The organism is Nostoc sp. (assembly GCF_036917815.1).
Taxonomy (GTDB): Bacteria; Cyanobacteriota; Cyanobacteriia; order Cyanobacteriales; family Nostocaceae; genus Nostoc.
The window spans coordinates 76,814-103,044 of sequence record NZ_JBALEK010000020.1; the positions used below are offsets into that span (position 1 = coordinate 76,814).

Below are 26,231 nucleotides of genomic sequence, written 5' to 3' on the forward strand. Positions count from 1 at the left end.
TATCCAAAAATTATTGACGGATTATACTGCCATGCGCCCAATAGCTAATAACAATAAAAAGGCAGTTATCACTGAGTAAAATCGCTATAAAACTTAGGTAATGTTCTCAATTTACATACTGACATATAACGAAGAACTAGATATTGCTGCTTGTATCGAATCGGCGATGCTATCAGATGACATCATTGTTGTGGATTCATGCAGTAGCGATCGCACTGTGGAAATCGCCAGTCGCTATCCCATCCGCGTCATCCAACACGCTTTTGAAAGTCACGGCCGCCAACGCACCTGGATGTTAGAGTCTATCCCCCAGAAGCACGAATGGGTTTACATTCTCGAAGCTGACGAGCGTATGACACCAGAACTGTTCGCGGAATGCGAAAAGGCAAGTCAGAATCCAGACTACATCGGTTACTACGTGGCTGAACGTGTCATGTTCATGAATCATTGGATTCGTTACAGCACTCAGTATCCCCGTTACCAAATGCGCCTCTTCCGCCACGGGAAAGTGTGGTTTACAGACTACGGTCATACTGAACGGGAAGTTTGTGAGGGTGCAACTAGCTTTTTAAAAGAAACATACCCACACTATACTTCTAGCAAAGGCTTGAGCCGATGGATTGAAAAGCATAACCGTTATTCTACAGATGAAGCTCAAGAGACCATGTATCAACTAGAACAGGGAAAAGTCAACTGGCAAGATTTATTCTTTGGCAAATCGGAAGTCGAAAAACGCCGCGCCCTGAAAGATTTGTCTTTGCGTTTACCCGCTAGGCCGTTGCTACGGTTTGTATATATGTATTTTATCTTAGGCGGCTGTTTAGATGGACGCGCCGGCCTTGCTTGGTGTACATTGCAGGCATTCTACGAATATCTGATTTTGCTCAAAGTCTGGGAAATGAAGTATCTACCAAAACCTAATTTAGACACAACAGCAATTCTGGTAGAAGAGAGTACACAACAGTTGCAGTGTGCCGATTCTGAAACTACACAGGTTGATGCGGTGTGAAGAAGTTCTGATTGTGACATACTCCCCTCACCGAACAAGGCAAAAGTAAAAAGTAAAAAGGCACTCATCAAGAAAAAGAAAAATGGTTTGAGAGCAACTAAATTTATTTATGGAATGAAATAAAAACATTTATAACGATAGCGCCGGCGGCAAGCGAGTCATCGAGCGTCGTGGCGCAGCGCGTTCGCATGATTGCGTCTCGTAGAGAGAAATAAGGTGTCATTATTAAATCCCCTCAATTTATTTATGGGGATTATCTTTTTACTTTTTACTTCTTAACCCGTCAACCTAACGGTTGACATCGGTCATCGCCCCGCCATTCTTCCCATCGCCGCCCTTCGGGACAGCGTGGGGCTGCTGTCGGAAATAGCTCAAACTGCGATCGCCTACGGTGGGCGGGTACGCTGCAAAATCAGAATTTAGAACCCAAGAGTCATTAGTACATAGTATATATTTACTATCGCGTGTTACATCTAAACGAGAAGCACTGAAAATTGAAAGCCACAGATCCCCGACTTCTTTTAGAAGTCGGGGATCTTGTTTCTCATGATTTGGGACTGCCATATATAATAAATTAATATTTTTAACGCAATATTTTCATAAAAGCTGCTCCTGGTAATGTGTGAGTAACTAACCAGATCAAATCATTCCTTAGTTTACCTGGTGGTACTTTCACAATCATGAGCAGCTTTTGATTGAGCGCGGTAGATTAGTAGTACCGAAGAGACTTGCAACAATCATTTACAAGTCTTGCAAAGAAAAGTAACATTTTCTGACAACAACCAGTCGCCATCGGATTGATTAATGTCTATGTGTATGCTTGTAGGAAAATAGTTGATTTACAGCAATAAGTACATGTTTTTGCGCCAGCAGCCAACTTGCTAGCGTTTTGGACAGTTACTTGCGGCAGAAACTGCCTAAAGTTAAAGTCTTCGGAATTTGACGAATCTGCTGGTATGGATACCAATAACAAAAGTTCCTCTAGCTTAAAACAGGAGAATCGGGACTTGGTAATCGATCGCCTAAAACAGGACTTAAAAAACGACCTGATTGCTGGTTTGTTGGTAATAATTCCCCTAGCAACCACTATCTGGCTGACAATTACCATTGCTACTTGGGTAATCAACTTCCTTACCCAAATTCCCAAACAACTGAATCCCTTTGATGGGTTAAACCCAATTTTAGTAAATATACTGAATTTATTAGTAGGACTAGCTGTACCACTACTAAGTATATTGTTGATGGGGTTGATGGCTCGGAATATTGCTGGGCGGTGGTTGTTAGATTTTGGTGAGCGATTATTACAGGCAATTCCTTTAGCGGGACAGGTATACAAAACTCTTAAACAGCTTTTAGAAACAATACTAAAAGATTCTAATGGCAAGTTTCGCCGTGTAATTTTGGTAGAGTATCCCCGTCGGGGAATTTGGGCGATCGCCTTTGTCACTGGTGCAATCAGCAGTGATATCCAAACCCAGATGTCCCGCCCCGTGCTAAGTGTTTTTATCCCCACCACCCCGAATCCGACTACCGGATGGTACGCAGTTGTTCCTGAAGACGAGGTGGTGAACCTCTCCATGTCCATTGAAGACGCTTTTAAAATAGTTGTATCAGGTGGCATTGTCGCCCCCAATGCGCCCTTGGTTTTCCCCAAAGAGTCCACCTTGGAAGTCAAACACGACGAAATCAACCAGCAGGTTATTCCTGTTGAAGACAGTTAAAATCAATCTGGCAAAGTCACAAGCAAATGCCTAATGTTGTTGTTTGACTGTGCCAAAATTGATATGATCGTAAGTTTGTCCCGCCTAGTTAATCAGTTCTCGCACAATCACCCCTCATTTTTATGCAACCTCGTAAACCCCAGCAAATTGCTCGTGAATTGGCGCTTTTAAGCCTTAGCCAATTGCCAGTCAACCCAAAGAAATTAGATAAATTGGAAGACGATCAACTAGTATCCAAGTTGGTGCTAGGAGCAGTACGCACTCTCACCTCAGAAGTGCAAGATACCCTCGATAACGCCGCAGGTGAACTGCAACGCAGTAACGATCGCCTCTTAAGTAGCCAAACTCGGGCAGCCGACCTCAATACTGCCAGAACAATGCTTCAAGAAGCGATCGCCTGCACCCAGACGGCAATCAACCAGTTGGGTACAGCAGTTGATTTCCCTGTGTTAATTCAGTTAGCTAATCAGGACAAGGGAGTTCGGAATTACGCTAAAGAACTTGTGATTACCGTCAACGAAAATCGACAAATTATAGATGAACTCCTTTCTACTGCCTTAGTAGATTGGCAAGTAACTCGCCTCGCCCAAATTGACCGCGATATCCTGCAAATCGCTGTGGCAGAAATGAAGTTCTTAGGAGTTCCAGACAGTATCGCCATCAACGAAGCTGTGGAACTAGCCAAACGCTACAGTGGAGACGATGGTCATCGGTTTATTAACGGTGTTTTGCGCCGAGTCAGTGACCAGAAAAAAAGTGCGTAGCTTTTTATATTTATTTCCCAGAGTGAGCAAGATGACGGGGACAAGGAAAATAACCCATACCCAATACTTCTCTTCTTAGGCTGCGCCAACGGCAACTCTTGGAGACGCTACGCGTAGCAAGATCCCCGGAGGGGTACGCTCAGTACAAGTGCCCCATGCCCCAAGTTAAATTAAACTCATAATTCATAACTCATAATTCATATAGTCAATACTGCTGCAATGGTTTTTAATTGGTTCCGTCGTCAACATAACGATTCCTCTGACACTCCCTCTGATAAGAAGCAGGAAGAAACTCTTCCTGCACAAGAACCCCAACCAGAGCCAGCCGAAACATCAACACCAACTACTGAAGGTGCAACAGACACCACAGCTGACTTATTGGCGTTTGCGAAAGCTGCCTACAAAAATATCCAGCAAAAACAGCAAGCCGAGGTAGTAACCCAGCCTGATTCGGCAGATGCGCCAGCACCATCAGCACAACCTGAAACCGCAGAAACGGCAATTGCGGAAATCACTGAACCAGAAACAATCGAGGAACCTGTTAGTACAACAACTGTAGAAACTCCACAGGCAGAAGTTATCCAAGTTGCTACTGAGTCAGAAATTACAGAAGATTCCTCAGTAGCAGCAATTGCTGATCAGCCAGATGTCAAAAGCCAAGAACTCACGGCTAATGAAGTTGAACCAACACCCACCGAACCACTAGCTACCCCAGAGGCAACACAGCCAACAGCACTATCCTTCTTAGAACGGGCAAAGGCTCAACGGCAAGCCAAGCTAGAACAATTAATAGCCACCGCCATTGAAGTCCCCGAACCGGAGTTAGTACAGCCAGTAGCTACAACTTCCGAGGTAGGAGAGGAAATTCCTGGATTGGTATTTGATGATGGATTTGTGTGGTCGGCGAGAGTCTTAGCAGCTCAAGGTAGAAGTCCAGAAGACGTTTCTATGGAAGAAATTACCTGGCTAAAAAAGCTCCGGCAAGGGTTAGATAAAACTCGTCGTAGCATTCTCAACCAACTGAAGGCGATCGTTGGTCAAGGGCCGCTAAACCTTGCTGCTGTGACGGAAATTGAGGCATTGCTCCTGCAAGCTGATGTGGGTGTAGAGGCCACAGATTTTATTATCGATGCCCTACAGAAAAAACTTCGAGAAGAAGTGACTGCACCTGAAGAAGCGATCGCTTACCTGAAAAAAATCCTCCGGGATATGCTGGATGCGCCAAGCATTACATCCCAGAAAACTACTTTTACCCCAGAAAAAGAAACCTTGAACATTTGGTTAATTACTGGGGTGAATGGTGCCGGTAAAACCACCACTATCGGCAAAATTGCCCATCTAGGACAAAAATCTGGCTATAAATGTTTGATTGGGGCAGCAGACACCTTCCGTGCTGCTGCTGTGGAGCAGGTGAAGGTTTGGGGTAGTAGAAGCGGTGTGGATGTAATTGCCAATCCGGGAAAGAATACAGATCCGGCAGCAGTTGTCTTTGATGCGATCGCAGCTGCCCAAGCACGTCAAACCGAATTACTTTTGCTAGATACTGCTGGGCGACTGCAAAACAAAAAAAACTTAATGGACGAACTCGGTAAAATCCGCCGAATTATCGACAAAAAAGCCCCAAATGCCAAAGTAGAATCTCTTTTAGTTCTAGATGCCACTTTAGGGCAAAATGGACTGCGGCAAGCTGAACTTTTCTCCCAAGCTGCCCAACTGAGTGGTGTTGTCTTAACCAAGCTCGATGGTACTGCCAAAGGCGGCGTTGCCCTAGCTGTTGTGCAACAACTAGGTTTACCCATTCGCTTTATTGGTGCTGGTGAAGGAATTGAAGACCTGCGCCCGTTTTCGAGCTATGAGTTTGTCGAAGCTCTCTTGAGTGGCTAGTTGAAAAATTTGGAGTTAAAAATTTTTCTTGACAAACTGATAAATTTAGGGATAACTGATCTGATATTATCACTTGAACTAACTAGAAACAAAATACTGGAAACAGATCAAGTCCTAAAATTATCAGCTTGTCACAATAAATGTGTGACTTTTGCTAGAATTTGAAGCTTGTGAAGTTGAAATTGCTGGGTAAGTAATTTCATAGTCAGCACTTTAGTCGTTATTTTCTAAGCACTAAAATCCTGACTACAAACTGGATCACGGTAATTATGGTGTGTAAATTAAGTATTTGAAGACTTATTTACATATTCTCAGGTTTGGGAATGAGTGTAAGTCTGTTTTTTACCAAACCAACCTCGATTTGAGTGTTATGGAGGTTTTCACTCAAAATACTCCTAGTACAACAAGGCAAAAGTAAAAAGTAAAAAGTAAAAAGTAAAAAGAAAGAATACTTGTACTACAAGCTTTCTACCCTTTTGAGATGGTAGGTTTATTTCCGCCGTGTTGTACTAGTTGCCTCTGCCCAAGCAGTCACTCTGAAAGCACTATAAATTATTCTTTGAATAAAGTATTTATATAAATTTAGAGATATGCTTTGGTAATTAAGTTATGGAAAAATGAAAAGTTTTCGGAACTATCATTAAAACTAGTAATTTTTACGGGTTGGATTTGGACTAAAAATACATGATTTGAAATTAAGAATATTCCATCAAAAATACAATAGGCAAATAAAATACTTATAAAATTTGCCTATTACGTCTTTATACTCTTGCTAAAATGACAAGTCTTGTCTAAATATGGTTTAGCAATGCCAAAGCCAAAAGATTTATAAGTAATCTAAAATCTGCCAATATAAAGCTGTACCTGTACCTGTGTCTCAACTGCCCTCTCAACCCACTGATAACAATAGTAGTGCCGCGACTGATGTCACACCAGTCGTGGCACTCAAAGAACTCGTGGCAAGGTTGCACCGGGAACAGAACAAAATTCAAGATTTGCTAAGTTCTTTAGGATTTGCCCTGAGAAGTTTCAATAATTTGAATCAGTTTTTGGAACTGATCCCGTTGATGGCAACAAGAGTGACGGATGCAGACGGCAGCGCCCTGTTTCTCTACAAACCTAATGGTCAAGTTAGGTTAGAGCAGTTACATTGGCAAGATAGTCGTCAGCGAAAGAATATTCGCAAAGCGCTAGAAATAGCTAGCAGTCAAATCACGCTTATCCCCAATAGTGCCCTTCTAGCCAATGCCACGGGGATTTTGGATGACCAGATGCATCGCTATTTGGGGCCAGATGTGCAAATCTTTGGTACGGCAATTCTGGTGAAACATACAGAACGGGGATGGCTTTATGTCTTGAGCCGCGATCCAGAATATAGTTGGACAGAAACTAGGCAAAAGTTAGTTAGGTTAGTGGCAGATCAAACAGCAGTGGCGATCGAAAACGATGAACTAGCTGTAGAACTAAGAAAAAAAGAACGCCTAGATCAAGAACTAGAAATTGGCGCAGAAATTCAACGGCGACTTCTACCACGTCAATGTCCGACAATTCCTGGTGCAGTACTAGCGGCACGCTGTAAACCTGCCAATCGCGTCGGTGGAGATTACTACGACTTTATTGCTACCAATCATAATAAGATTCAGCTTAAGACCAAAGGCAGCACGGAAACTAGTCGCTGGGGTTTGGTTATTGGAGATGTTATGGGCAAAGGTGTCCCGGCTGGGCTGATTATGACGATGATGCGGGGAATGCTACGGGGGGAAGTGCTACATGGTAATTCCCCAGCCAGAATTCTGCAAAACTTAAATAGAGTGATGTATGCGGATTTGGAAAATTCCCACCGCTTTGTAACGCTATTTTATTCAGAATATAATCCCCATAACCGAGTTTTGTCTTATAGCAATGCGGCACACAATCCACCCTTATGGTGGCACGCAGCCACGAAAACTGTCACCCGTTTAGATACTCTAGGAATGCTAATCGGTTTGGATGCTAACAGCCAATATGAAGATGCCCAGGTACAGTTAGAGCCTGGGGATACAATTATTTACTATACAGATGGCTTGACTGATGCTGCTGCCGCAGGTGGCGATCGCTTCGATGAAGAGAATTTTGTTGCTGGCTTCAATACGGCTTGTAAGTACTGCAATGGGCCAGAGGAGATTGTGGATTACCTATTTGACCAAGTTCAGCAATTCATTGGTGCTGATAAGCAAAACACTGATGATATGACCCTAGTTGTTCTGCAAATTTATTAAACTCAACGAGGTTGTCGCCAACCCCGTTGGTCTTCAAAAGACTTCGGTATGAGTATTCATACCGAAGTCTTGCCCCTACTCGGTTTGAAATAAGTATTTTTTCCTACTTCTGGGGTAGTTTTTAGTCAAACAAGTACCCTAAAATTACAAAACATCCTGAAATCTATATAAATTAATGGTTTCATCTATCCACATCAGGCTACAACACCTTAGAATGATTCATTGAAAAGTCGAGCCGATGGTATGTACAGCCGTTTTGAGTAAAAGTACTCCCAAAGGATGATTTTTGTATTTCCGCGAACAAAGATTTCAGTACAGATGTGTCAAGGTGCATCCGTAAAGAATCTCAAGTAAACCTTCAGGAGTTTGATATGAACAAAGGTGAATTAGTTGATGCCATAGCTGAAAAGGCTAATGTTACGAAGAAACAAGCGGATGCAGTCTTAAGTGCCGCTTTGGATGAGATTGTGGAAGCGGTTTCTTCTGGTAACAAGGTGACGTTGGTGGGATTTGGCTCATTTGAATCACGGGAACGTAAAGCCCGCGAAGGTCGCAACCCGAAAACAAATGAAAAGATGGAAATTCCTGCGACAAGAGTTCCTGCTTTCTCGGCAGGGAAACTGTTTAGAGAAAAGGTAGCACCCCCAAAATCATAGGTTCTTAGGGAACCCTTTTTTAATGCGGCAACCTGCACACGGGGGAAATTTAGCCTGGGCAGCAGCACTGGCTGGCTGTCCCCCTGATGCTATTCTGGATTTTTCTGCTAGCATCAGCCCGTTGGGGCCTCCAAATAGCGCGATCGCTGCTATTCAGTCCCAAATTGGTAATCTTAAGCACTATCCAGACCCAAATTATAGTGAACTGAGACTAGCTCTCAGTCACTTCCATCAACTGCCGCCTGAGTGGATTCTGCCGGGTAACGGCTCCGCAGAATTACTGACTTTAATCGGTAGGGAATTAGCTCAATTAGCCGCGACAATTTTAATAACTCCAGCCTTTGGTGACTACTACCGAACCTTGGCAGCGTACAAAGCTAATGTGCTGGAGTGTCCTTTGTCACTTGTACTGAGCGAAGCCGAAGTATTAGTCAGTGGTCATTTGCCATTGACAAGGGACAAAGGATTATTGCTGAATAACCCCCACAACCCAACCGGGAAGCTATTTTCGCGGGACTCTATTTTGCCCTATTTGGAGCAATTTGCTTTGGTGGTGGTGGATGAAGCATTTATGGATTTTGTGCCGCCGAATGAGGAACAAAGCCTGATTCCGGTGGTGCAGGAATATCCAAATTTAGTAATATTGCGATCGCTAACCAAATTTTACAGTCTCCCAGGACTGCGATTAGGATATGCGATCGCACACCCCGACTGCCTAGCTAAATGGCAACTATGGCGTGACCCTTGGCCTGTAAACACCCTAGCGGCGGCGGCGGCAATTGCAGCACTCCAGGATACAGAGTTTCAGCAGCAAACCTGGGCATGGCTACCACCTGCACGAAACCAACTCTTTCAGGGTTTGGCTAAAATCCCCGGATTGCAACCCCAAGCAAGTGCTGCTAACTTTTTACTGGTTGAGTCTCAAGAGTCTACTTCGCAGTTACAGCAACAATTACTCAAGGATCACCAGATTTTAATCCGCGATTGCCTTAGTTTTAAAGAACTAGGCGATCGCTTTTTCCGGGTTGCTGTACGTTCTCAATCCGATAACCAACGCTTAATAACAGCGCTGAGTGGGGAGTGGGGAGTGGGAAGTGGGGAATAGGGGAGATGAGGTAATTTTCATTCTCCCCCATGCCCAATGCCCCATACTTCTCTTCTTAGGCTGCGCCAACGACTGCGCTCAGTACAAGTGCCCCATGCCCACTTGCCCTGAGCGGAGCCGTACCACTTCGTGGAAGCAAGCTACGCGTAGCGTCTCGTAGAGAAGGGATGCCCCATGCCCACTTGCCCTGAGCGGAGCCGTACCACTTCGTGGAAGCAAGCTACGCGTAGCATCTCGTAGAGAAGGGATGCCCCATGCCCCATGCCCAATGCCCAATGCCCAATGCCCCATGAGTGATGACAATTGACTACGATGTTGTAATTATTGGCGGCAGTCTTGCTGCGTACTACGCTGCCCTTGCTGCAACCCAACTACATGCTACAGTTGCCTTGGTGGAACCCAAAGTAGACTACGGGTTTACTCATCACCATGCTCTTACCGAAATCGGTAAACTGGCGCAGAAGTTGGATAATAGCTCTGCTTTTGGCATTCATGCCACACACGCTAATACCTCAGAAGAATGCCACGTATCGATGGTATGGCAAGAAGCGATGCTGTATGCTCAATGCGTGGCCTCAAATCTCAAAGAACACCATTCTCCAGCCATCCTAGCCGCGCGGGGAGTCGATGTCATCGTTGGCAATGGTCAATTCCAATCTTCACCACAACTTGCTTTTGCCGTTAACAAGCGTCTACTACGCGCCCGTACCTATTTGCTGGCCAGTGGTTCGCGTCCAGAAATCCCGGAGATTGAAGGATTGCAAGCCACTGGCTATCTAACCCTATCTAATATTTGGCAATCCTTACAGGGAGCAACATTAGCCAAAAATTGGGTAATTATCGGTGGAATTCCCCAAAGCATTGAAATCGCTCAAACTTTAGCGCGGTTTGGTTGCAGTGTGACGCTAGTAGTCAAGCATCGTTACATTCTCCCCGATATAGACCCGGAGATAGCCATACTGCTTCAGGCGCAGTTGGAAGTTGAAGGTGTGCCTGTCCTCACCGAAAAACCAGTAACTCAGGTGAGGCTAATTGAGGGTAAAAAGTGGGTTCAAGCAGGAGATAAGGCTATTGAAACTGATGAAATTTTAGTGGCGACTGGACAACAGCCAAATCTGGAATCTCTAAATTTGGCAGCAGTCGGTGTGAAATGGCATCGACGTAGTTTAGTAGTGAATGATAAATTGCAAACTACTAACCACCGCATTTACGCTTGTGGGGATGTAATTGGTGGTTACGATTTAGCCAATATCGCTAATTATGAAGCAAAAATTGCCCTGAACAATGCACTCTTTTTCCCCAGGTTACGAGTAAATTATCACTCCGTTCCTTGGGCGATATTTTCTGCGCTGATGCTGGCGCAAGTGGGTTTGACAGAGGCACAGGCAAAACGCCAATTTGGTCGAGATGAAGTTTTAGTTTTGCGACAGTATTTTAAAACGGTAGCAGCAGCCCAGCTTCGGGGCGAAACCACTGGTATGTGTAAATTAATTGTGCTACGCAACGGGGAAATTTTGGGAGCTTCGATATTGGGGGGAGAAGCCGGAGAATTAATTAATTTGATTGCCTTGGCAATGTCACAAAAAATTAAAGTTAAAGATTTAGCAAATTTATCTCCCGTCTATCCTAGTTTCTCAGAAATTCTGGAACAAACTGCAAGAGAGTGGAGTAAGGAAAAGTTAAATAGCAATATTGCTTTGCAAGAGTTTTTAGAAGGCTTCTTCCATTTCCGCCGCAATTGGAATTTATGAGTTATGGGGCATTGGGCACTTGTACTGAGCGTACCCCTCCGGGGATCTTGCTACGCGTAGCGTCTCCAAGAGTTGTCATTGGCGCAGCCTAAGAAGAGAAGTATTGGGCATTGGGCATATTGGGTTGTTGCGGTGCTTTACGCGATCGCTAAGGGACTTCCAAAGAAAAAAATATCCCAAAACTGACGCAAAACCTCTGTATTTCTCCTCTCTCTGTGTTCTCTGCGCCTCTGTGGTTCGTTTATTTGCATAATTTATTTCTTGGAAATCCCTAATACCATTTCTTTGTGAGGCTGCGCCAAATTTTCTTTCTTTCTTTGTGTCCTTTGCGCCCTTTATGGTTCGTTCCTCATGTAGTTTGGCGCATCTTCATACAGAATTGGCATAACACAGCCTATAGAATTGAATATTTTTTAGGGAGTCCCTGAAAAATTCTGCATCACAACCCATACAACTCCCGCCGCTACTAGAGGTACGCTGAGGTTATCTGTACCGTGGGGTGAGACTGCCTCTGCTAGGGTAGCGAAAGTAGCTGTTACCACCGCCGTCAACAATGCCGATTTTAAACTTAAAGGTGTTGCTAGGGGACTCAGTAATGAACCAGGTAGCAGCAACAGCACCAAGAAAATCACTACTGTACTCGCTCCAAACATTGCTGCTGAACCCTCCCAGGAACGCACAGAATTTACCACTTGGTACTTATGCTGTCCGAAGCGTCTACCGATTAATGCTGCTAGTGCATCACCCCAGGTCATGGCCATTATGCCAGCAACAGCGATCGCAACGCTATCTACTGGCCCATCTGGTCGCCACAGTAGCCCAAACAGCAGTGTTACTGAGATAGCGAAGTAAACTGTACCAGGTGAGCTATCTTGGGTATCCATTGCGCCGATGATTCGGTAGCGGTAAAACAGGTAGTTGAGTCCGATAAAGGTAGCAAAAGGTATAATTCCGATTTCCCAGTGTTTAAACAGCAGCAGAACACCAAAAACCCACATCCCTGCACCAATATGGATCACTTTGCGCGTCAAATCTGGCTTCACACCAAATAGTTTACGCAGTCCCTCGCCAATGACAAGTAGACCGGTAGCGTAAACATAAGAAATTGCTAGCCCGATAAAATCATTTGTCATTTGTCATTTGTCAATAGGTGTCAACTTAGAGCCAGGGCGAATAGAATTCGCGGCTACACAAACAAAGTCCACCTCCGTGGACTAAGAGAAAACTAAGCTTTTTTAACCCACGGAGGTGGGTTTTGCCTGTGTAGACGCGGTTTCTAACCGCCCTTTTACCGTTAAGTTAACACCAATGCCCCTCATCCCCCTCATCCCTCACTTTGGTCGATCGCTATTTCGTCTCAGGTTCTTGTCTACTGACGAAACGCTACCAATACCTTGAAGAATACCACGACCGATTAAACCTAAACCCCGACCAACTATTTGAGTAAGTATGAAGACTATACCGCTACCTAAAAAAGCTAATAGTGATTTTAAACGCGGTGCGATCGCATCACTAAATTCTAGGAGCAATGTCACTACTAAAGGAATATTGGAAAGTTTTACTAACTCCTGATTTCGAGGAGCATAAACTGAAGTATTGGCAATCCCACGAGGTGCAATTACAAATAGTTCATACCTACTTTCAAAAACTGCTTTTGGCTCATTTATATAATTTCTTAATCGGTATTTCCACGATAAATCATTTCTAAACCGTTCAATCTCTCTTGTAGAAATCAATTGCCGCCCATAAAAATTTTGCTTAATCTCTTCTACATCTGCTAAAGAATTTAACAGTGGTTGCACTACTCCATTCGCTACCTGAATCAACAAGTTCTCTAAAATCATTAATGCTTGCGACTTGGCTTCAGCGCTCACTACTGGATAGGAGGTATTATCAATATTTAATTCTGTTTGAAATAGAAGATAAGAATAAAACTCACAAAGTAGCGGAATTTTATCGAGAATATCTCTTTGGACAACTTCTGTATTTTGCATCAATAACTTGACAATTTCTATATATTGATTCCCTATTTTGATTCGAGCAAACTTCCCAAAAAAATCTGTAATCGCTGCTTGCCATAAGTCGCGTATTAAGGTATTTTTTACTTCATATAATTGATTTATCTCTATTTGAGAAGCACGCAACTCATCCAACTGTTCAGCCAATTTTTGCAGGATCAAATAAAGTAATTCCCGTTTTTTATCTTCACGAAAGATGTCAATTTCTAAAGGTATATTCGTGACATTTCGTAAAGAAAATTGAAGTTTAGTAACACAAGATGCAAACAAAGCAGATTGTAGGGTTTCCGGACTAAGTAAAGGTGACACCGTTTGTCTTTGTTGAATGGCACTATTCAATGAAGGAGTCAGAGGCGGCTCATCAGCAGCAATATGTTCCTCTTGCCTTTCTTGCGATGAAACCAACAACCGATTTAGCAACCAACGAGCTGCTAGCAGTTCTCGCCGTCGTCCAGCTAGAATTGCTCGATCTAATACTGGTAGTCCGGGAACTTGTAATTGTGCTGTTACTACGGCTAGGGTAGCGTCAATGTGAGCAATTCCTGACAAACGTAAATTATTTCGGAGTCTATGGAAAGGGAGTGAGGAGTGGGGAGAGACGCGATTAATCGCGTCTGTACTAGGGAGTGGGGAGTTAGGAGTTGTTATTGCTTCTGTGTCTTGGAACCAATAGGAAGCACCATCTGCGACTTGTTGCATGGCGGTGACTAACTCAGGAAGTGGTGTACCTTTGGGGCAGTAGCCATTTACACCAACAGATTTAGCAGCTAATAGCAGTCCTTGTTCTTGCACAGAACTGAGGAGCAAAATTGGCAGGTTGGGATATAAGGCTCTGAGTTGGCGACAGAATTGTAAGCCTAGCTGTTGACTGGTGGTAGAGCGACCATTCCCGAATTCCAAAACCACCAAATTTACCTGATTAGGGTCTTCCTGGGCAATTTCTGCTAAAATCTGCAAGGCAACGGTGTCATTTTCTACAGCTGCGATCGCTTCCAGGTGAGGAATTGCTTCTAGGGCTATCTGTAATCCCAGACGAAAAATCGGGTCTTGGTCGATTAACAATAATTTTAGAGGGCGATCGCTCATAGTCCACTCAATTACACAAGCACGGTTTTTTACCAATCAGCAAACAACTTTGATACAAAACTTTGTCTTTCCCATTGTTACCTGTTTTCGCAAACTGATAAATCGATCATAATTGCCATAAACAGCCTTCACTGTGTAATGAAATGAACCTGAGTATTCGGCACTGGTTGGCAGAACGCCAGATCGCAATCAATCAAATCAAAGCATTTTCACCGGCGCAATTGGCAGGTATTGCCTACCGGATTGTTCAGGATATGGAAGTCAAAAGCCTCATGCCTTTTGATATTTGTACCTTGGTAGAGGTCTTAGAACTGCCTTTAGGTGTTGTTTGGGAAGAAATCAGTGTGATTTCCCAGTTGACAGAAAACCTGTTGCGTAACCTCAGCCAAAAAAAACCGTTAAAACGTAACGAAGGGACGTGGCTAGCGTTTCAAATTGCCTATCTCCACGCTTTGCAAGCAATTCTAGAGCAAGAAGCAAAGCTGCAAAGACCGTGGCTAGACCGGGCAAGTATACCTATCCAATCACACATACTTAAAGGGGATGTGGGTAAATTCATCCTCCAAGATCCGCAATTACAAGGTTTGCTGAAAACTCTCAGTCCTGGTAAATTGACTGATACTCAAGCGGAACAAGCATTATCTTTGGTTGCAGATTCATTACTGGTGCAACAAATAAATAACGCTGTCATAGCTTGGTTAATTGCCAATGGTGCAGAGGAAACTGAAGCTAAACTTCTAACACAGCGTTTGGTCAACTCACTTCCTGGTGAAATACTGGTAGTCGTTACTGAGAATGCTGCACCTTTAGCCCAACTGCAAAAATTTTTCCGATTGGGGATTTCATTATCTCCCAATTCGATCACCCCAGAAGTTGGTTCTACAGTCGGCGAGAAAATTGATTTGCACCGAGAATATTACCGTGCAAGTTTGATTAAAAATCTCAGTATGCCTTTGCTGATGGAATCCTTTGCTCTCAAGGATATCTATGTGCCACAAAAAGGCTTACCAATAGAAGAAAGTATTTCTGAGCAGGATAAAAAAACTGTTAAACCAGTTGATTTAAAGATATGGGCGCAGCAACAGCTAACTGATTTAGAAACGATCGCTATGATTGAATCGGAACCTGGTTATGGAAAAACCAGTTTTTGCCAACTTTGGGCAGCACAGCTAGCAGAGGAATTCTACCCTACTTGGATGCCTATAATAATTAGGTTACGAGATGTAAAATATGGTAAAACTTTAATTGAAACCCTGAATTCTGCCTTTCCTGTTAATCTTTCAACTTGGTTAGAGCAAGAAAACCTCCCTTGTCTGTTGCTGCTAGATGGTTTGGATGAACTGCCCCCTTCTGCTCACGGTATCAGGGCAAAACCAATTTTCATTCAGCAATTACTGAACTTTCAATCTCAGCATCGGCACAAAATTGTGTTAACGAGTCGATCAACGACGTTAGAAGAAATCGCCCCAGAAGTATCGCTATTATTAAGGCGAATTATTATTCAGCCGTTTGATGCGGACGAACTCAAACAATGGTTTCAACAATGGGCAAAAGTGCAATCGTTGGCGATCGCTCAAAATTTCTTTACATTCCTAAAACAGTCAGGGTTATTTGTCAGCCAATCAAAGTTTTCAGGATTATCTGCCCTTGTGCGTCAACCGCTAATGCTGCATTTGTTGGGCATTTTGCACCGCGACGGATTGGTAGATGATGAACTATTGCAGTTAGCTGCTAATAACCAAAAGTCTTTTCTGTTATGGGAAATTCATCATCGCCTGAGTCGATGGTTGTTGGGTTATCCGCTAATTGGTGGGATCAAGACGATGCTACTGCGCTCAGGATCGGCTCATATCCACCGGACTCCAGAAGCGATCGCTAATTTACTCGCTGGTCGTCATCCCCAAGATTTACTTGAGCAGATGCAAGCGATCGCTCTCCAAATTTTACACTCGCAACGTCATCAAATCAATGTAGCTGGTGAATTTCATCCTCTACCAGGGTTTTATTTGAAAGTTCGGGATGTAGAAAGCGCAGCGAAAACTAGTTTAATTGAGTTTTCGCATATCAAGTTGGGAGAATCTCTTTGTGCAAATGCGATTGCTGCCCAACTTAAATTTCTGACTCAGTACCAAAATGAGGCTTATGGTACGCCGACTTTTGTACTTGATTCTCCTAGTAGCGTAGCCCAGCATATTTATAATTTACTAGGTTACGGGATACTGAGCCAGGAAATTGAAGAATTGGCGATCGCACAATTGCGCCGACAGCAAAAGCACAAATTTTCGTTTGAAGCTTTGTTTCAACGTCTTTTATCTTTTTGGCGTGCTTACTGTCAAGGCTGTTGGTTAGATCAAGGGATAGCCCACAAAGCTTTAACTCATTTTCAAGCACAACAAAACCCTGTGAATGTTGAACAGGTGAATGCTGCGGTGGGACTGAATGTATTTTTATTGCTTTGTGCTTGCTACCGAGAAACAAGAGTTCCTTTTTGGCCTTGTGGGAATCCAGCGAATTTGGCAGAATTCAATCCAGAGGCGCTGAGTGGGCTGATTGCTAAGACAACGGTTTTGCATAAAAGTGCCTTCGCAACCCGAATCAAATCTCTGGCTGGAATCAACTTATCGGGAGCCTCTTTATTGCAAGTGGTGTTAACTGGGGTAAATCTTGAGCAGACAAACTTATCCAATGCGGAGTTAATCGGGACGAATTTAGCTGGAGCCAATTTGCAACAGGCGAACCTCACAGGCGCGAACCTACAACAAGCGAATCTCGTAGGCGCAAACCTCCGACAAGCGAACCTCACAGGGGCAAATCTGCAACAGGCCAACCTGATGATGATAAATCTGAGTTCAGCTAATCTCACGAACGCCTGTTTATTTGATGCCATCCTCGCTGAGACTGACAAACAATTGGCCAACGATAATGGTGCTTTGTTCTCTAAAGAGTCGTTTCAAAAACTGAAACATTTGCGTAGTTTACCGCCGCAGGCATCGCAGCAGCGCTTCTTAAACACCATACAAATCACCCCAAATATGGATGCTAATTGGAACAAGATCCCTGCCCTCGGACTAATTGAAAGCTGCGAAGGCATGATTTTACCAGTAGATTTATATGATGATGATGGCGATGATGAGACAGTTTTTAGCAATAATTCTATTGGGGAATAGGGAATAGGGGATAGGGGATAGGGAATTGGGAATAGGGAATAGGGGATAGGGAATAGGGAATTGGGAATTGGGAATAGGGGATAGGGAATAGGGAATAGGGAATTGGGAATTGGGAATTGGGAATAGGGGATAGGGAATTGGGAATTGGGAATTGGGAATTGGGAATAGGGAATTGGGAATAGGGAATAGGGAATTGGGAATAGGGAATTGGGAATAGGGAATTGGGCATTCTCCCTCATCCCTAGTCCCCAATCCCCAGTCCCTAACCCTCTTCCTGATTCCGGTAGCCAAAAAAGTTAATACTGTAGTCAGTAATCCGCACTCCTGTTTGTTCTTCGATTTTGCGGATAAAATCTTCTGGAAGTTCTACATGAACATCGAGAATTTGATTTGTATCTATACAGTTGACATGACTGTGAGAGTCACTGATATTGCCGTACAAACGCCCATCACAGCGCTCAATACACTCAATGATGCCTTGACTTGATAATGCTTCTAAGTTTTGATAAACAGAGGTATGACCGATCTCTTTGCCTTCTTGGTTCAAGCGATCGTAAATCTCTCTCGCCGCAAGGTGTTCATTTGCTTGCCAAAGTAACTCCAGAATAAAGCGACGCTGACGACTGACGCGCATACCCAGGATTTGACAGCGCTCAAGCGCATCTTCTAAAGAACGAATTGGTTTTGTAGTAATTGTTTGTTTTTGCATATTACAGCTTCTTAACTGTTGGGGTAATTTTCCCGTCTAAATGTTTATTGGTTATTTAATATATGCAACTCTATTGCACACCGCTCTTTTACCTGTGCTTGTGTTTTGGCTTTTGATGCTGCGGAAGTGACAGGTGGCGATAATGATTTTTTTTGCTTGTTGATGCTTACTTTGTCAGACCTTAATCTAAAACAAACTCATTACAACTTTAACTTAAAATTGCTGTAAATGTCCACCTTGGGGAGGCGTTGCGTTTCCCAAGTAGCCTGATTCTAATGGCATACCATGTTAATGGTGTAGTAATTTCTTATTTAAATTAGGTAAGTAGGCAAGAAAATTTCAATATATGTAAACAAATATAAATTAACGTCGGGTGTGTTAGCAGAGCGTAACGCACCATCCATAATTTCAGGTGCGTTACGCTTTCAGCTAACGCACCCTACAATTAAAAATTTGTTATGTGTATAAACCTTGTATGGGTTGAGCAAATGATCAGTAAAAAAGTATCAGTAAATACTAATTAATTTGTGAAGAAGTCTTTGTGCTACTTAATGTTTATGTAGCGTCAATGCCTGAAAGCTGCTACTGTAGATTGTCGATCCTACAATTGAGCATCAAGAAAGTGGCTGCTGAATCAATGACAATTGCGATCGCACTCAATAATGACTTCATTAACAATCTGGATCTGTCGCCTGCGTCAACGGTGATTGAAAAACTGCTGCAAGATGGGATCGTATCCCATGAACAGCAGCTACGCTTTGATATCAATTACGATCGCGAACCAGGCGATCCGAGGGAACTCTCAGAAATTCCAGAGGTGCGGCTGTGGTTTGTGCGTCTAGATGCCAAATATCCCTGGTTGCCATTTTTACTCGATTGGAAAGCTGGGGAATTCGCTCGTTACGCCGCCATGCTTGTACCACATCAGTTTAGTTCCCAAGAAGGCATTCAGTACAATCCTGAAGCCTTAGAGATATTTTTGATGCACAAAATCTTTATTTTAGCCGATTGGCTCAAACAGCAGGATATCCCCAGCCTCTCGCGGCTGAAGTCTATGGCCCAAATGCTGGGTTACGAATTAGATGATGCTTTTTTTGCGATATTTTAACAAGAAAGAAAGAATTCAGGAGTCAGGAGCCAGAATTCAGAATTGAATTCTGAACGAAAAAGCTGACTTCGGCGTGGGCGTTCAGTGGAACGCTGAATAAACGGCATTTTTGCACCCCTACCAAATCTATAGACCTCTTGCAAAAGTCCTTAACACCCCACCCCCAACCCCTAAGAGCAAGCGGAGAGGGGAGCGTTTGCTTTACTCAAATGCGGGGTGGGGTTCTTTATTTTTGATTTATGCAAGAGGTCTTATGATTTGGTGGTCAGCTTTCGTAATAGCGGATCTGAATCCCCCACTTTTTTGTTCCGACTTCTGAATTCCTCTTCAAAAAACTACTGCTTTAGCCACCCCAAATTTTCTCTAAAACTGCGTTTGGTGAAATATCCGCCGTTTTTCCCGTGGGGGATTCAATGGCCAGGAATTTATCGTTTTTCGGCAACAATTTCGCTGAATTGGTGGGACCAAATAGGGCAATGGTATAGGTTTGAACTGCAACACTCAGTTGTAGTGCCGCATTATCAGTAGACAGCAACAAATTTGCCCCGGCAATTATGGCAGTTAACTTGCCAATATCATCTGGGGCAGTTACTTTGATATCTGGAGAAGACTCCAGAAGCGATCGCACAAACTGTTCATCATCAACTCCCTTAATCACCACCACAGGCAGTTCCGGTTGCTTGTGGTGGAAGGCTTGAATAATTTGGTGCCAACTCTGGACAGGGTAGATTTTATCCGGTTCTTTAGCCTGGGATAATTGGCCAGAACCGCCATTAATCAAGATATAGCCTGTTTCATGCACCCCTAAACGTTTTTGTTCCTTTTGTGCCCACTCAATATCTGGTTTTGGCACATTTACTGCTAACTCTGGCACAGGGCTATTTATTTCCAATGGTTGCAGCAAATCGTGGTATAATGCTGCCGCATACTGGGATAGTTTGAACGGTACAGCATGGGTAAGAAAACCCGATCCTTTACCTTGATAGCCAATGCGTATAGGAATCCCCGTCAACCAGAGTAAAAGACCCACCAACCAATTTTGCTTAACAGCAATGGCAACATCGTATTCGCGATCGCGAATGGTGCCCACCAAGTTACCCCAATCTGCCAGACTGTTACGGTCATGAAAATCAAAGTTCAGTACCTCGTGAACTGACTTGCTCACTTGGTATGCAGCCTTTGACCGGGGTTCAACAACGACATCGATCTGAGCGTTAGGGTAATGGCGCTTCAAGTCATCTAGGGTCGGAAAGAAGAGAATTTGGTCGCCAATTCCGCCAGGTACAAGGGCTACTACTCGCATAATATTTATTGACGCTTACTCGCTCCCCATTTTAGGGGAAAATATATAGCTTAAAGATTGAGGAATTCTGTGTATTTACTAATTCCATCTGCGGGAATAGGAAAAAGAATGGGGAGTAACCGTAATAAACTCCTGCTGAAAGTGCGATCGCAACCAATTATTGCTTGGACTCTATTAGCCGCAGAAGCCGCCACTACAATCAGTTGGATCGGGATTATTTCTCAACCTGCTGACTGGTCTGATTTCAAAACAATTATCGCCGATCTGAAGCTGACTAAACCAGTGGAATTGATTCAAGGTGGCTCCACCCGGCAGGAATCTGTTTACAATGGCTTGCAGGCGCTACCAATAGCCGCAGAACAAGTTTTGATTCATGATGGCGCGAGATGCCTGGTAACACCAAATTTATTTAACTCTTGTGCCGAGGCCATTGGCCGCTGTCCCGGCTTAATTGCTGGTGTACCCGTCAAAGACACCATCAAAGTTGTCGATGAACAAGGCATAATTCAAGAAACACCCGATAGACGAAAACTATGGGCGGCACAAACTCCCCAAGGATTTGATGTCAAGTTATTGAAACAGTGCCATGCTGAAGGTGTTCGTCAAGGTTGGGAAGTAACTGACGACGCTGCTTTATTTGAAAAGTGTGGTATTGAAGTGCGAATTGTCGAGGGAGAGGAGACGAATTTAAAAGTGACCACCCCACAAGATTTAGCGATCGCAGAATTTATTCTCACAACTAGAGGCTTTTGAGGGAATGGGGAATGGGGAGTAGGGAGTGGGGTAAATAACCAATGCCCAATGCCAATTTGAGAGTTTCAAACAATATTTTGACAATTTACGATATAGTGCCACAAACTTGTTGATTGTTAGTTGTCATCTGCTAATGACCAATGCTTCTCTACGAGAGGCTGCGCCAACGACTTCGCTCAGTACAAGTGACTAATGACCAATGACTAATAACTAAATGATTACAGCCACAGCGACGAAGATAGAAGCAATTCTCTATTTAAAGGGTAAACCCTTGTCGCTCGGCGAAATCGCCGAGTATGCCGCGTGCGATCGCGCCAGTGTTAAGGAAGGCATGATTGAACTAATGGACAACTATGCCCACCGAGATAGCGCTCTAGAGGTAATAGAAACTCCAGATGGTTACAGTTTGCAACTACGGTCTGACTTTCATGATTTAGTGCAAACGATGATACCAGTAGAATTGGGTGTAGGAGCATTGCGGACTTTAGCAGCGATCGCCCTCAATAGTCCCATACTCCAGAGTGACTTGATTAACCTGCGCGGTTCAGGGGTATATCAACATGTTCCAGAACTCGTCGAACTTGGTTTCATCCGAAAGCGCCGAGACAGTGATTCTCGCTCCTACTCACTTCAAGTAACGCCGAAATTTTATCAATATTTCCAAATCGAACAACTTCCGCAAATACTTTCTACCAACCAGAAGGAAGAACAACTAGAACTAGAACTGGAGGGAGTGGGGAGTGGGGAGTAGGGAGCAGGGAAGGTAGGGGAAGAAGAACTCTTGATTATTCCCTATTCCCCACTCCCCTCCTCTTGACTTAATACCCGTGGTGAATGCGCTACCCTTGTACTATGGTTTAGAGTAGAGTTAGCAATTAAGCTAAATAAAACTGCCAATGGTGTTTAATCCTGACTTTTTGAATGACAACTCTGAGGAACACCCTAATCAACTTCTTTCCGACCACTCTGAGGAATACCCCAATCAGTTGCTCAAATATCTACAGCATCAGTCTCCTGATGTTTTAGCGAGGATTGCTCAGTCCGCCAGCCCCGAAATTAAACAAATTATCTCGCAAAATGTCCAGGGGCTAGTGGGGATGCTCCCGGCAGAAAATTTCAACGTGCAAATCACAACAGATCGAGATAACTTAGCTGGGCTTCTAGCGTCGGCCATGATGACGGGGTATTTTCTGCGCCAGATGGAACAAAGAATGCAGTTAGAGCATTTGTCTAATGGTCAATAATCAATAGTCAGTAGTCAAACATTCTGGGACTATTGACTATTGACTATTTCCTTTCAGGGTAAGCTGCTGATTTTACTTTGAAGGTTTGAATTTTACCACTGCGGTTGACTTCGATCGCTAAGATGTCCCCAACTTTGCTGGACTCTACCAACCTCTGAACTTGGGCTGAGGTTTTGACTGGTTTACCGTTAACTTTTTGAATCACGTCTCCGGGAAGTAGTCCGACTTGCTTGGCTGGAGAGTCGTCTGTGACTCCTCTAATGACAATTCCAGCATCCTGCTGAATATTTAGCTGATTCTCTTGATTAATCTGCTGTCTTCTGATGGGAGAAAGGTCTGCCATTTCAAAACCCAAGAAGGGATGTTCCACATGCCCTTTGGTAAAAAGTTCATTGGCGACGCGGGCGGCGGTTTCAATGGGGATGGCGAAACCGAGTCCTTGAGCATCAGCGCGGATGGCAGTGTTAATCCCAATGACTTCCCCTTGGGCGTTTAACAATGGTCCACCAGAATTACCAGGGTTAATCGCGGCATCAGTTTGGATAAAGCTGACTCGCTTATCTGGCACCCCAACTTGAGTACTGGTGCGATCTGTAGCGCTGATGATGCCCATAGTGACAGTATTATCTAAACCCAGGGGATTGCCAATAGCGATCGCCCATTCTCCTGGGATCAAGTTTTGCGAATTACCCAGCTTGACAGTTGGTAAATCATGTGCTTCTATTTTCACGACTGCCACATCTGTCACAGGATCAGATCCTACTACCTTTCCCTCTAAACTCCGACCATCTTTGAGGGTAACTTGTACCGTATCTGTATCTGCTACCACATGAGCGTTAGTGAGTAATTCTCCATCTTCGCTCAAAATAAATCCCGATCCTGTACCGCGCTCAATCCGTTCTTCAGGAATTGGTTGCTCATCCTCTCCAAAGAATCGTCGCAAGAGGGGATTTTTTAATACGTCAGATATGGGATTGGCGACTTTGCGAGTGGCATTAATTCGCACCACAGCCGGGCCAACTTTTTGCACAGCCGTTGCAATAAAATTCACATTATTATCGCCCCCACTAGCCCCAATCTCTGGGTTAGGAGGATTCGGAGATACGGATTCTGGAGGCAAAGCCATTGTCACATTTCTTAACTGTTGGAACGAGGGATTTTGTAGCAGGAGATAGCGACTACCAAACAAACCTGCACCACAGCCGAACACCAGTAATAACACATAAACGCCCAGTTGCTTTAAAGATAACTTCATAATAATTCTGCTCAAGGACAGCAATGCAGTTGCTAATTTCTAAGTGTAGTCAAGCTAACGGCAAGTGGACAGATCAATTTACTAGAAATTGGGCATCCCTTCTCTACGAGACGCTACGCGTAGCTTGCTTCCACGAAGTGGTACGGCTCCGCTCAGGGCAAGTGGGCATTGGGAAGAATTTACTCCCCCTCTCCCTCACTCCCTCATCTCCCCCTCTCCCTCACTCCCTCATCCCCCTCATCTCCCCACTCCCCACTCTTCCCATCTAAAATTTAAAGTTAATGCGCTCTTGATCTCTGTACATGACTTTACCCTTTCGTCAACTGTTTCTCTGTAGCTTACTTAGCGCCTTGGGACTAGTAAGCATACTCCCAAACACCAATAGTGCTAAGGCTGCTGTCGGTGGTTGCCCAACTCCAGCTTTATCTCGCTTCCAACGCCATAAAGTTATTCGTGGCGAAACTTTAGAGAGCATAGCGCAGCGCTACAATCTCATACCTACAACTATTATTGGCATGAATCCAGCTTTGCAGAATGGTGCAGTTGCCGCCGTTGGTAGTGTGCTTCAAATTCCTCCCTACAATGGGATTGTAGTCGAAGTGCCTCGCGGTGAAACTTGGCGACAAGTGGCGGCACAATACAAAGTTCGTGCTGACAGCCTTTTTGAGGTGAATGGTTGCCAACAAGACCCCAGAATCGTCTTTGTTCCTGGGGTAAATTGGTCGCCCAATGGTGTTATAACTAAGTCCCCTTTACCTACTGATGCAGGTACACCAAACCGTGCATCCCTATCTGGATATCCCTTGGCACAAGTCGCAACCGTGGGATTAGCTTACGGCTGGCAAATTAATCCTGCGACAGGTGAAGTTTTCTTCCACAGTGGTATTGACTTATTAGCACCAGTTGGTACTAATGTGCTAGCGATCGCACCTGGAACTGTAGCCTTTGCCAGCGATCAAGGCTCTTATGGCAAGTTGGTCATTATTAACCACAGTGGCGGACTCCAAAGCCGCTATGCTCAACTTGACAGTATCAAAGTTACTGTCGGTCAGCAAGTGAAAAAAGGAGACTTACTAGGAACAGTAGGCACTAGTGGAAAACCAAGTTCCAGTCAACCGCATCTCCATTTTGAAGTGCGTTCTAGCTCATCTCTGGGTTGGGTAGCGGAAGATCCCAAGGGTTATCTGAAAAAATGAGGAAATGGGGAGATGAGGGAGGAGGGAGAGATGAGGGAGAATACTAAACCCAATGTCCCATGCCCTACCTATGCCCTATGCCCAATTCCCAATTTCCAAATTCGCTAGATTTTACGATGTGCATTCCTGCCTCTGCAAACCTTGTAAATGCCGTGTCTGCCTGTTCTGTGTAGTCCACAACACCAGGGACAACAACAGGAGAAGTGCAATCTTCTAGTAGATAGATTTTTTTTGCAAGGGTAGCATCTACCTGTTTAATTTCTGTTAATAAATCGTCAATTGTCCAGGCGACACAGTGACTTTTAGCTTGGCCACCAATAATCACAACATCAAATTCTAAAAGTTGTTTAATCAAGCGCGTGTTCTTTTGAGCAAGTGGACGTTGTTCAAAATCTTCTAACACTTCTGGACGTAAGATAGAATAGTTTTCTGTTAAAGGATTTTCGCCTTTAATTTCAAATTGTGCCTGACTCTGACGCCCAATGCTGTGGAAAAATATTGCTTCTTCAACCGATGAAACTAAAGCATGACCAATGCCACCCAACATAGAATGATAAGGCCAAACAGTTAGGGGATATTTACCATCTTGACTAAGTTGCTTAAGGTAATGGTAAGCGTGTTTTTCTAATAATTCATAATCCCCATTAGTAACACTATCAGCAACTGCTGGGTTGACTTTCCAGATACCTTGTTGAATATCTGCTGGTGTGATACTAGTAGCTGCTGGAGTTGGATGTTCTCCCGCAGCGTTCACCCAAAAGATCGGATGAAAAATTTGCGTTGCTGTGTGGGTGTCCAGGGTGGGTACAATTTTTGTAATTACTCCCAAGTTACGATAGATAAACTCACATAACCTGACGTTATCATCCACCGCCGCATTACCGGATTTTCCACCTACAAATAATTCAAAGCCGGGGATACAGAAGGTGTTCTGGACATCAATTAACAATAGACAAATACGGGTTTTATCTAAAGATGCTGGTTTGATATCGTGTTGTTTGGCCCAGATTTCAGCTTCGGTGGCACGTTCTTGGTAAGGTACGCGCGAAATTTCGCCCACTTCTTCAGGGTTAAAGTGTGGGGGAATTGGTAGTTGGGGTGTTATTTGGGTGTTCATAATTACAGTCGCTTTTATTCTGTAATAACATCTATAACTTCAATACCCAAATTTTCTCAAGTCCTTCAGCAAGTTGAGGACTTTTCAAACAACCTCTTAGCGCCGAGGGCGCCACAAGCTTAGACTA

21 protein-coding genes are annotated in these 26,231 nt (G+C 44.0%); 14 read left to right on the top strand and 7 right to left on the bottom strand.

All coding sequences use genetic code 11. The features are described 5' to 3' along the window. Window positions 1-100 precede the first annotated feature (100 nt). Window positions 101-1,009 (top strand): glycosyltransferase family 2 protein, encoded by a 909-nt coding sequence (locus V7K97_RS05915; protein WP_334799821.1) that lies wholly within the window; start codon window positions 101-103, stop codon window positions 1,007-1,009. 288 nt (window positions 1,010-1,297) lie between these two features. Here V7K97_RS05915 and V7K97_RS05920 read toward each other — a convergent pair whose 3' ends face one another. Beyond that, window positions 1,298-1,573, bottom strand: coding sequence for a hypothetical protein (locus tag V7K97_RS05920; protein WP_334799822.1), 276 nt, complete (start codon window positions 1,571-1,573; stop codon window positions 1,298-1,300). Window positions 1,574-1,965: 392 nt separating this feature from the next. Here V7K97_RS05920 and V7K97_RS05925 point away from each other — a divergent pair, with 392 nt between their 5' ends. The 7 genes from V7K97_RS05925 to V7K97_RS05955 all read left to right on the top strand — a co-directional run bounded on the left by V7K97_RS05925 (window position 1,966) and on the right by V7K97_RS05955 (window position 11,148). Beyond that, window positions 1,966-2,730: a DUF502 domain-containing protein gene (locus V7K97_RS05925; protein WP_334799823.1), complete on the top strand. Its 765-nt coding sequence runs from the start codon at window positions 1,966-1,968 to the stop codon at window positions 2,728-2,730. A gap of 122 nt (window positions 2,731-2,852) precedes the next feature. Continuing rightward, entirely contained in the window at window positions 2,853-3,494 is a 642-nt protein-coding gene (gene nusB / locus V7K97_RS05930) for a transcription antitermination factor NusB (protein ID WP_334799824.1), read from the top strand. A gap of 219 nt (window positions 3,495-3,713) precedes the next feature. Further along, a complete protein-coding gene (gene ftsY / locus V7K97_RS05935; RefSeq protein ID WP_334799825.1) occupies window positions 3,714-5,378 on the top strand; it encodes a signal recognition particle-docking protein FtsY in 1,665 nt (554 codons plus the stop codon). Window positions 5,379-6,250: 872 nt separating this feature from the next. Beyond that, window positions 6,251-7,636 (top strand): PP2C family protein-serine/threonine phosphatase, encoded by a 1,386-nt coding sequence (locus V7K97_RS05940; RefSeq protein ID WP_334799826.1) that lies wholly within the window; start codon window positions 6,251-6,253, stop codon window positions 7,634-7,636. A 371-nt stretch (window positions 7,637-8,007) separates the two neighbouring features. Further along, window positions 8,008-8,292, top strand: a complete 285-nt coding sequence (locus V7K97_RS05945) for an HU family DNA-binding protein (protein WP_334799827.1) — start codon at window positions 8,008-8,010, stop codon at window positions 8,290-8,292. 22 nt (window positions 8,293-8,314) lie between these two features. Continuing rightward, a complete protein-coding gene (cobD, locus tag V7K97_RS05950) occupies window positions 8,315-9,397 on the top strand; it encodes a threonine-phosphate decarboxylase CobD (RefSeq protein ID WP_334799829.1) in 1,083 nt (360 codons plus the stop codon). A 296-nt stretch (window positions 9,398-9,693) separates the two neighbouring features. Continuing rightward, a complete protein-coding gene (locus tag V7K97_RS05955) occupies window positions 9,694-11,148 on the top strand; it encodes a dihydrolipoyl dehydrogenase family protein (protein ID WP_334799830.1) in 1,455 nt (484 codons plus the stop codon). Window positions 11,149-11,561: 413 nt separating this feature from the next. Here the strand turns inward: V7K97_RS05955 and V7K97_RS05960 are convergent, their stop codons facing one another. After that, window positions 11,562-12,281, bottom strand: a complete 720-nt coding sequence (locus tag V7K97_RS05960) for a diacylglycerol/polyprenol kinase family protein (RefSeq protein ID WP_334799831.1) — start codon at window positions 12,279-12,281, stop codon at window positions 11,562-11,564. Window positions 12,282-12,479: 198 nt separating this feature from the next. Then, complete coding sequence (locus V7K97_RS05965) at window positions 12,480-14,252, bottom strand: DUF3685 domain-containing protein (protein ID WP_334799854.1); 1,773 nt, start codon at window positions 14,250-14,252, stop codon at window positions 12,480-12,482. Window positions 14,253-14,395: 143 nt separating this feature from the next. On the opposite strand from V7K97_RS05965, the gene V7K97_RS05970 reads away from it, so the two are divergent. Beyond that, window positions 14,396-17,419 carry a pentapeptide repeat-containing protein gene (locus tag V7K97_RS05970; protein WP_334799832.1) on the top strand — a complete coding sequence of 1,008 codons (3,024 nt, stop codon included), beginning with the start codon at window positions 14,396-14,398 and terminating at the stop codon, window positions 17,417-17,419. Between the two features lie 262 nt (window positions 17,420-17,681). Here V7K97_RS05970 and V7K97_RS05975 read toward each other — a convergent pair whose 3' ends face one another. Further along, the gene (locus tag V7K97_RS05975) at window positions 17,682-18,128 is read right to left on the bottom strand and encodes a Fur family transcriptional regulator (protein ID WP_334799833.1); all 447 of its coding nucleotides are present in this window, start codon (window positions 18,126-18,128) and stop codon (window positions 17,682-17,684) included. Window positions 18,129-18,765: 637 nt separating this feature from the next. Between V7K97_RS05975 and V7K97_RS05980 the strand changes: the two genes are divergently transcribed. After that, window positions 18,766-19,236 carry a CRR6 family NdhI maturation factor gene (locus V7K97_RS05980; protein WP_334799855.1) on the top strand — a complete coding sequence of 157 codons (471 nt, stop codon included), beginning with the start codon at window positions 18,766-18,768 and terminating at the stop codon, window positions 19,234-19,236. A 343-nt stretch (window positions 19,237-19,579) separates the two neighbouring features. Here the strand turns inward: V7K97_RS05980 and V7K97_RS05985 are convergent, their stop codons facing one another. Next, window positions 19,580-20,539 carry a glycosyltransferase family 9 protein gene (locus V7K97_RS05985; protein WP_334799834.1) on the bottom strand — a complete coding sequence of 320 codons (960 nt, stop codon included), beginning with the start codon at window positions 20,537-20,539 and terminating at the stop codon, window positions 19,580-19,582. 69 nt (window positions 20,540-20,608) lie between these two features. On the opposite strand from V7K97_RS05985, the gene ispD reads away from it, so the two are divergent. The 3 genes from ispD (at window position 20,609) to V7K97_RS06000 (ending at window position 22,536) form a co-directional block, all read left to right on the top strand. Further along, entirely contained in the window at window positions 20,609-21,292 is a 684-nt protein-coding gene (ispD, locus tag V7K97_RS05990; RefSeq protein ID WP_334799836.1) for a 2-C-methyl-D-erythritol 4-phosphate cytidylyltransferase, read from the top strand. 214 nt (window positions 21,293-21,506) lie between these two features. After that, entirely contained in the window at window positions 21,507-22,043 is a 537-nt protein-coding gene (gene scpB, locus V7K97_RS05995) for an SMC-Scp complex subunit ScpB (RefSeq protein WP_334799837.1), read from the top strand. 145 nt (window positions 22,044-22,188) lie between these two features. Continuing rightward, a complete protein-coding gene (locus V7K97_RS06000) occupies window positions 22,189-22,536 on the top strand; it encodes a DUF760 domain-containing protein (RefSeq protein ID WP_094333219.1) in 348 nt (115 codons plus the stop codon). Window positions 22,537-22,579: 43 nt separating this feature from the next. On the opposite strand, the gene V7K97_RS06005 is transcribed toward V7K97_RS06000, so the two are convergent. Then, entirely contained in the window at window positions 22,580-23,791 is a 1,212-nt protein-coding gene (locus V7K97_RS06005; RefSeq protein WP_334799839.1) for an HhoA/HhoB/HtrA family serine endopeptidase, read from the bottom strand. 302 nt (window positions 23,792-24,093) lie between these two features. Here V7K97_RS06005 and V7K97_RS06010 point away from each other — a divergent pair, with 302 nt between their 5' ends. Then, complete coding sequence (locus tag V7K97_RS06010) at window positions 24,094-24,987, top strand: LysM peptidoglycan-binding domain-containing M23 family metallopeptidase (protein WP_334799840.1); 894 nt, start codon at window positions 24,094-24,096, stop codon at window positions 24,985-24,987. Window positions 24,988-25,051: 64 nt separating this feature from the next. Here the strand turns inward: V7K97_RS06010 and V7K97_RS06015 are convergent, their stop codons facing one another. Beyond that, window positions 25,052-26,104: an isochorismatase gene (locus V7K97_RS06015; protein ID WP_334799841.1), complete on the bottom strand. Its 1,053-nt coding sequence runs from the start codon at window positions 26,102-26,104 to the stop codon at window positions 25,052-25,054. Window positions 26,105-26,231 lie beyond the last annotated feature (127 nt).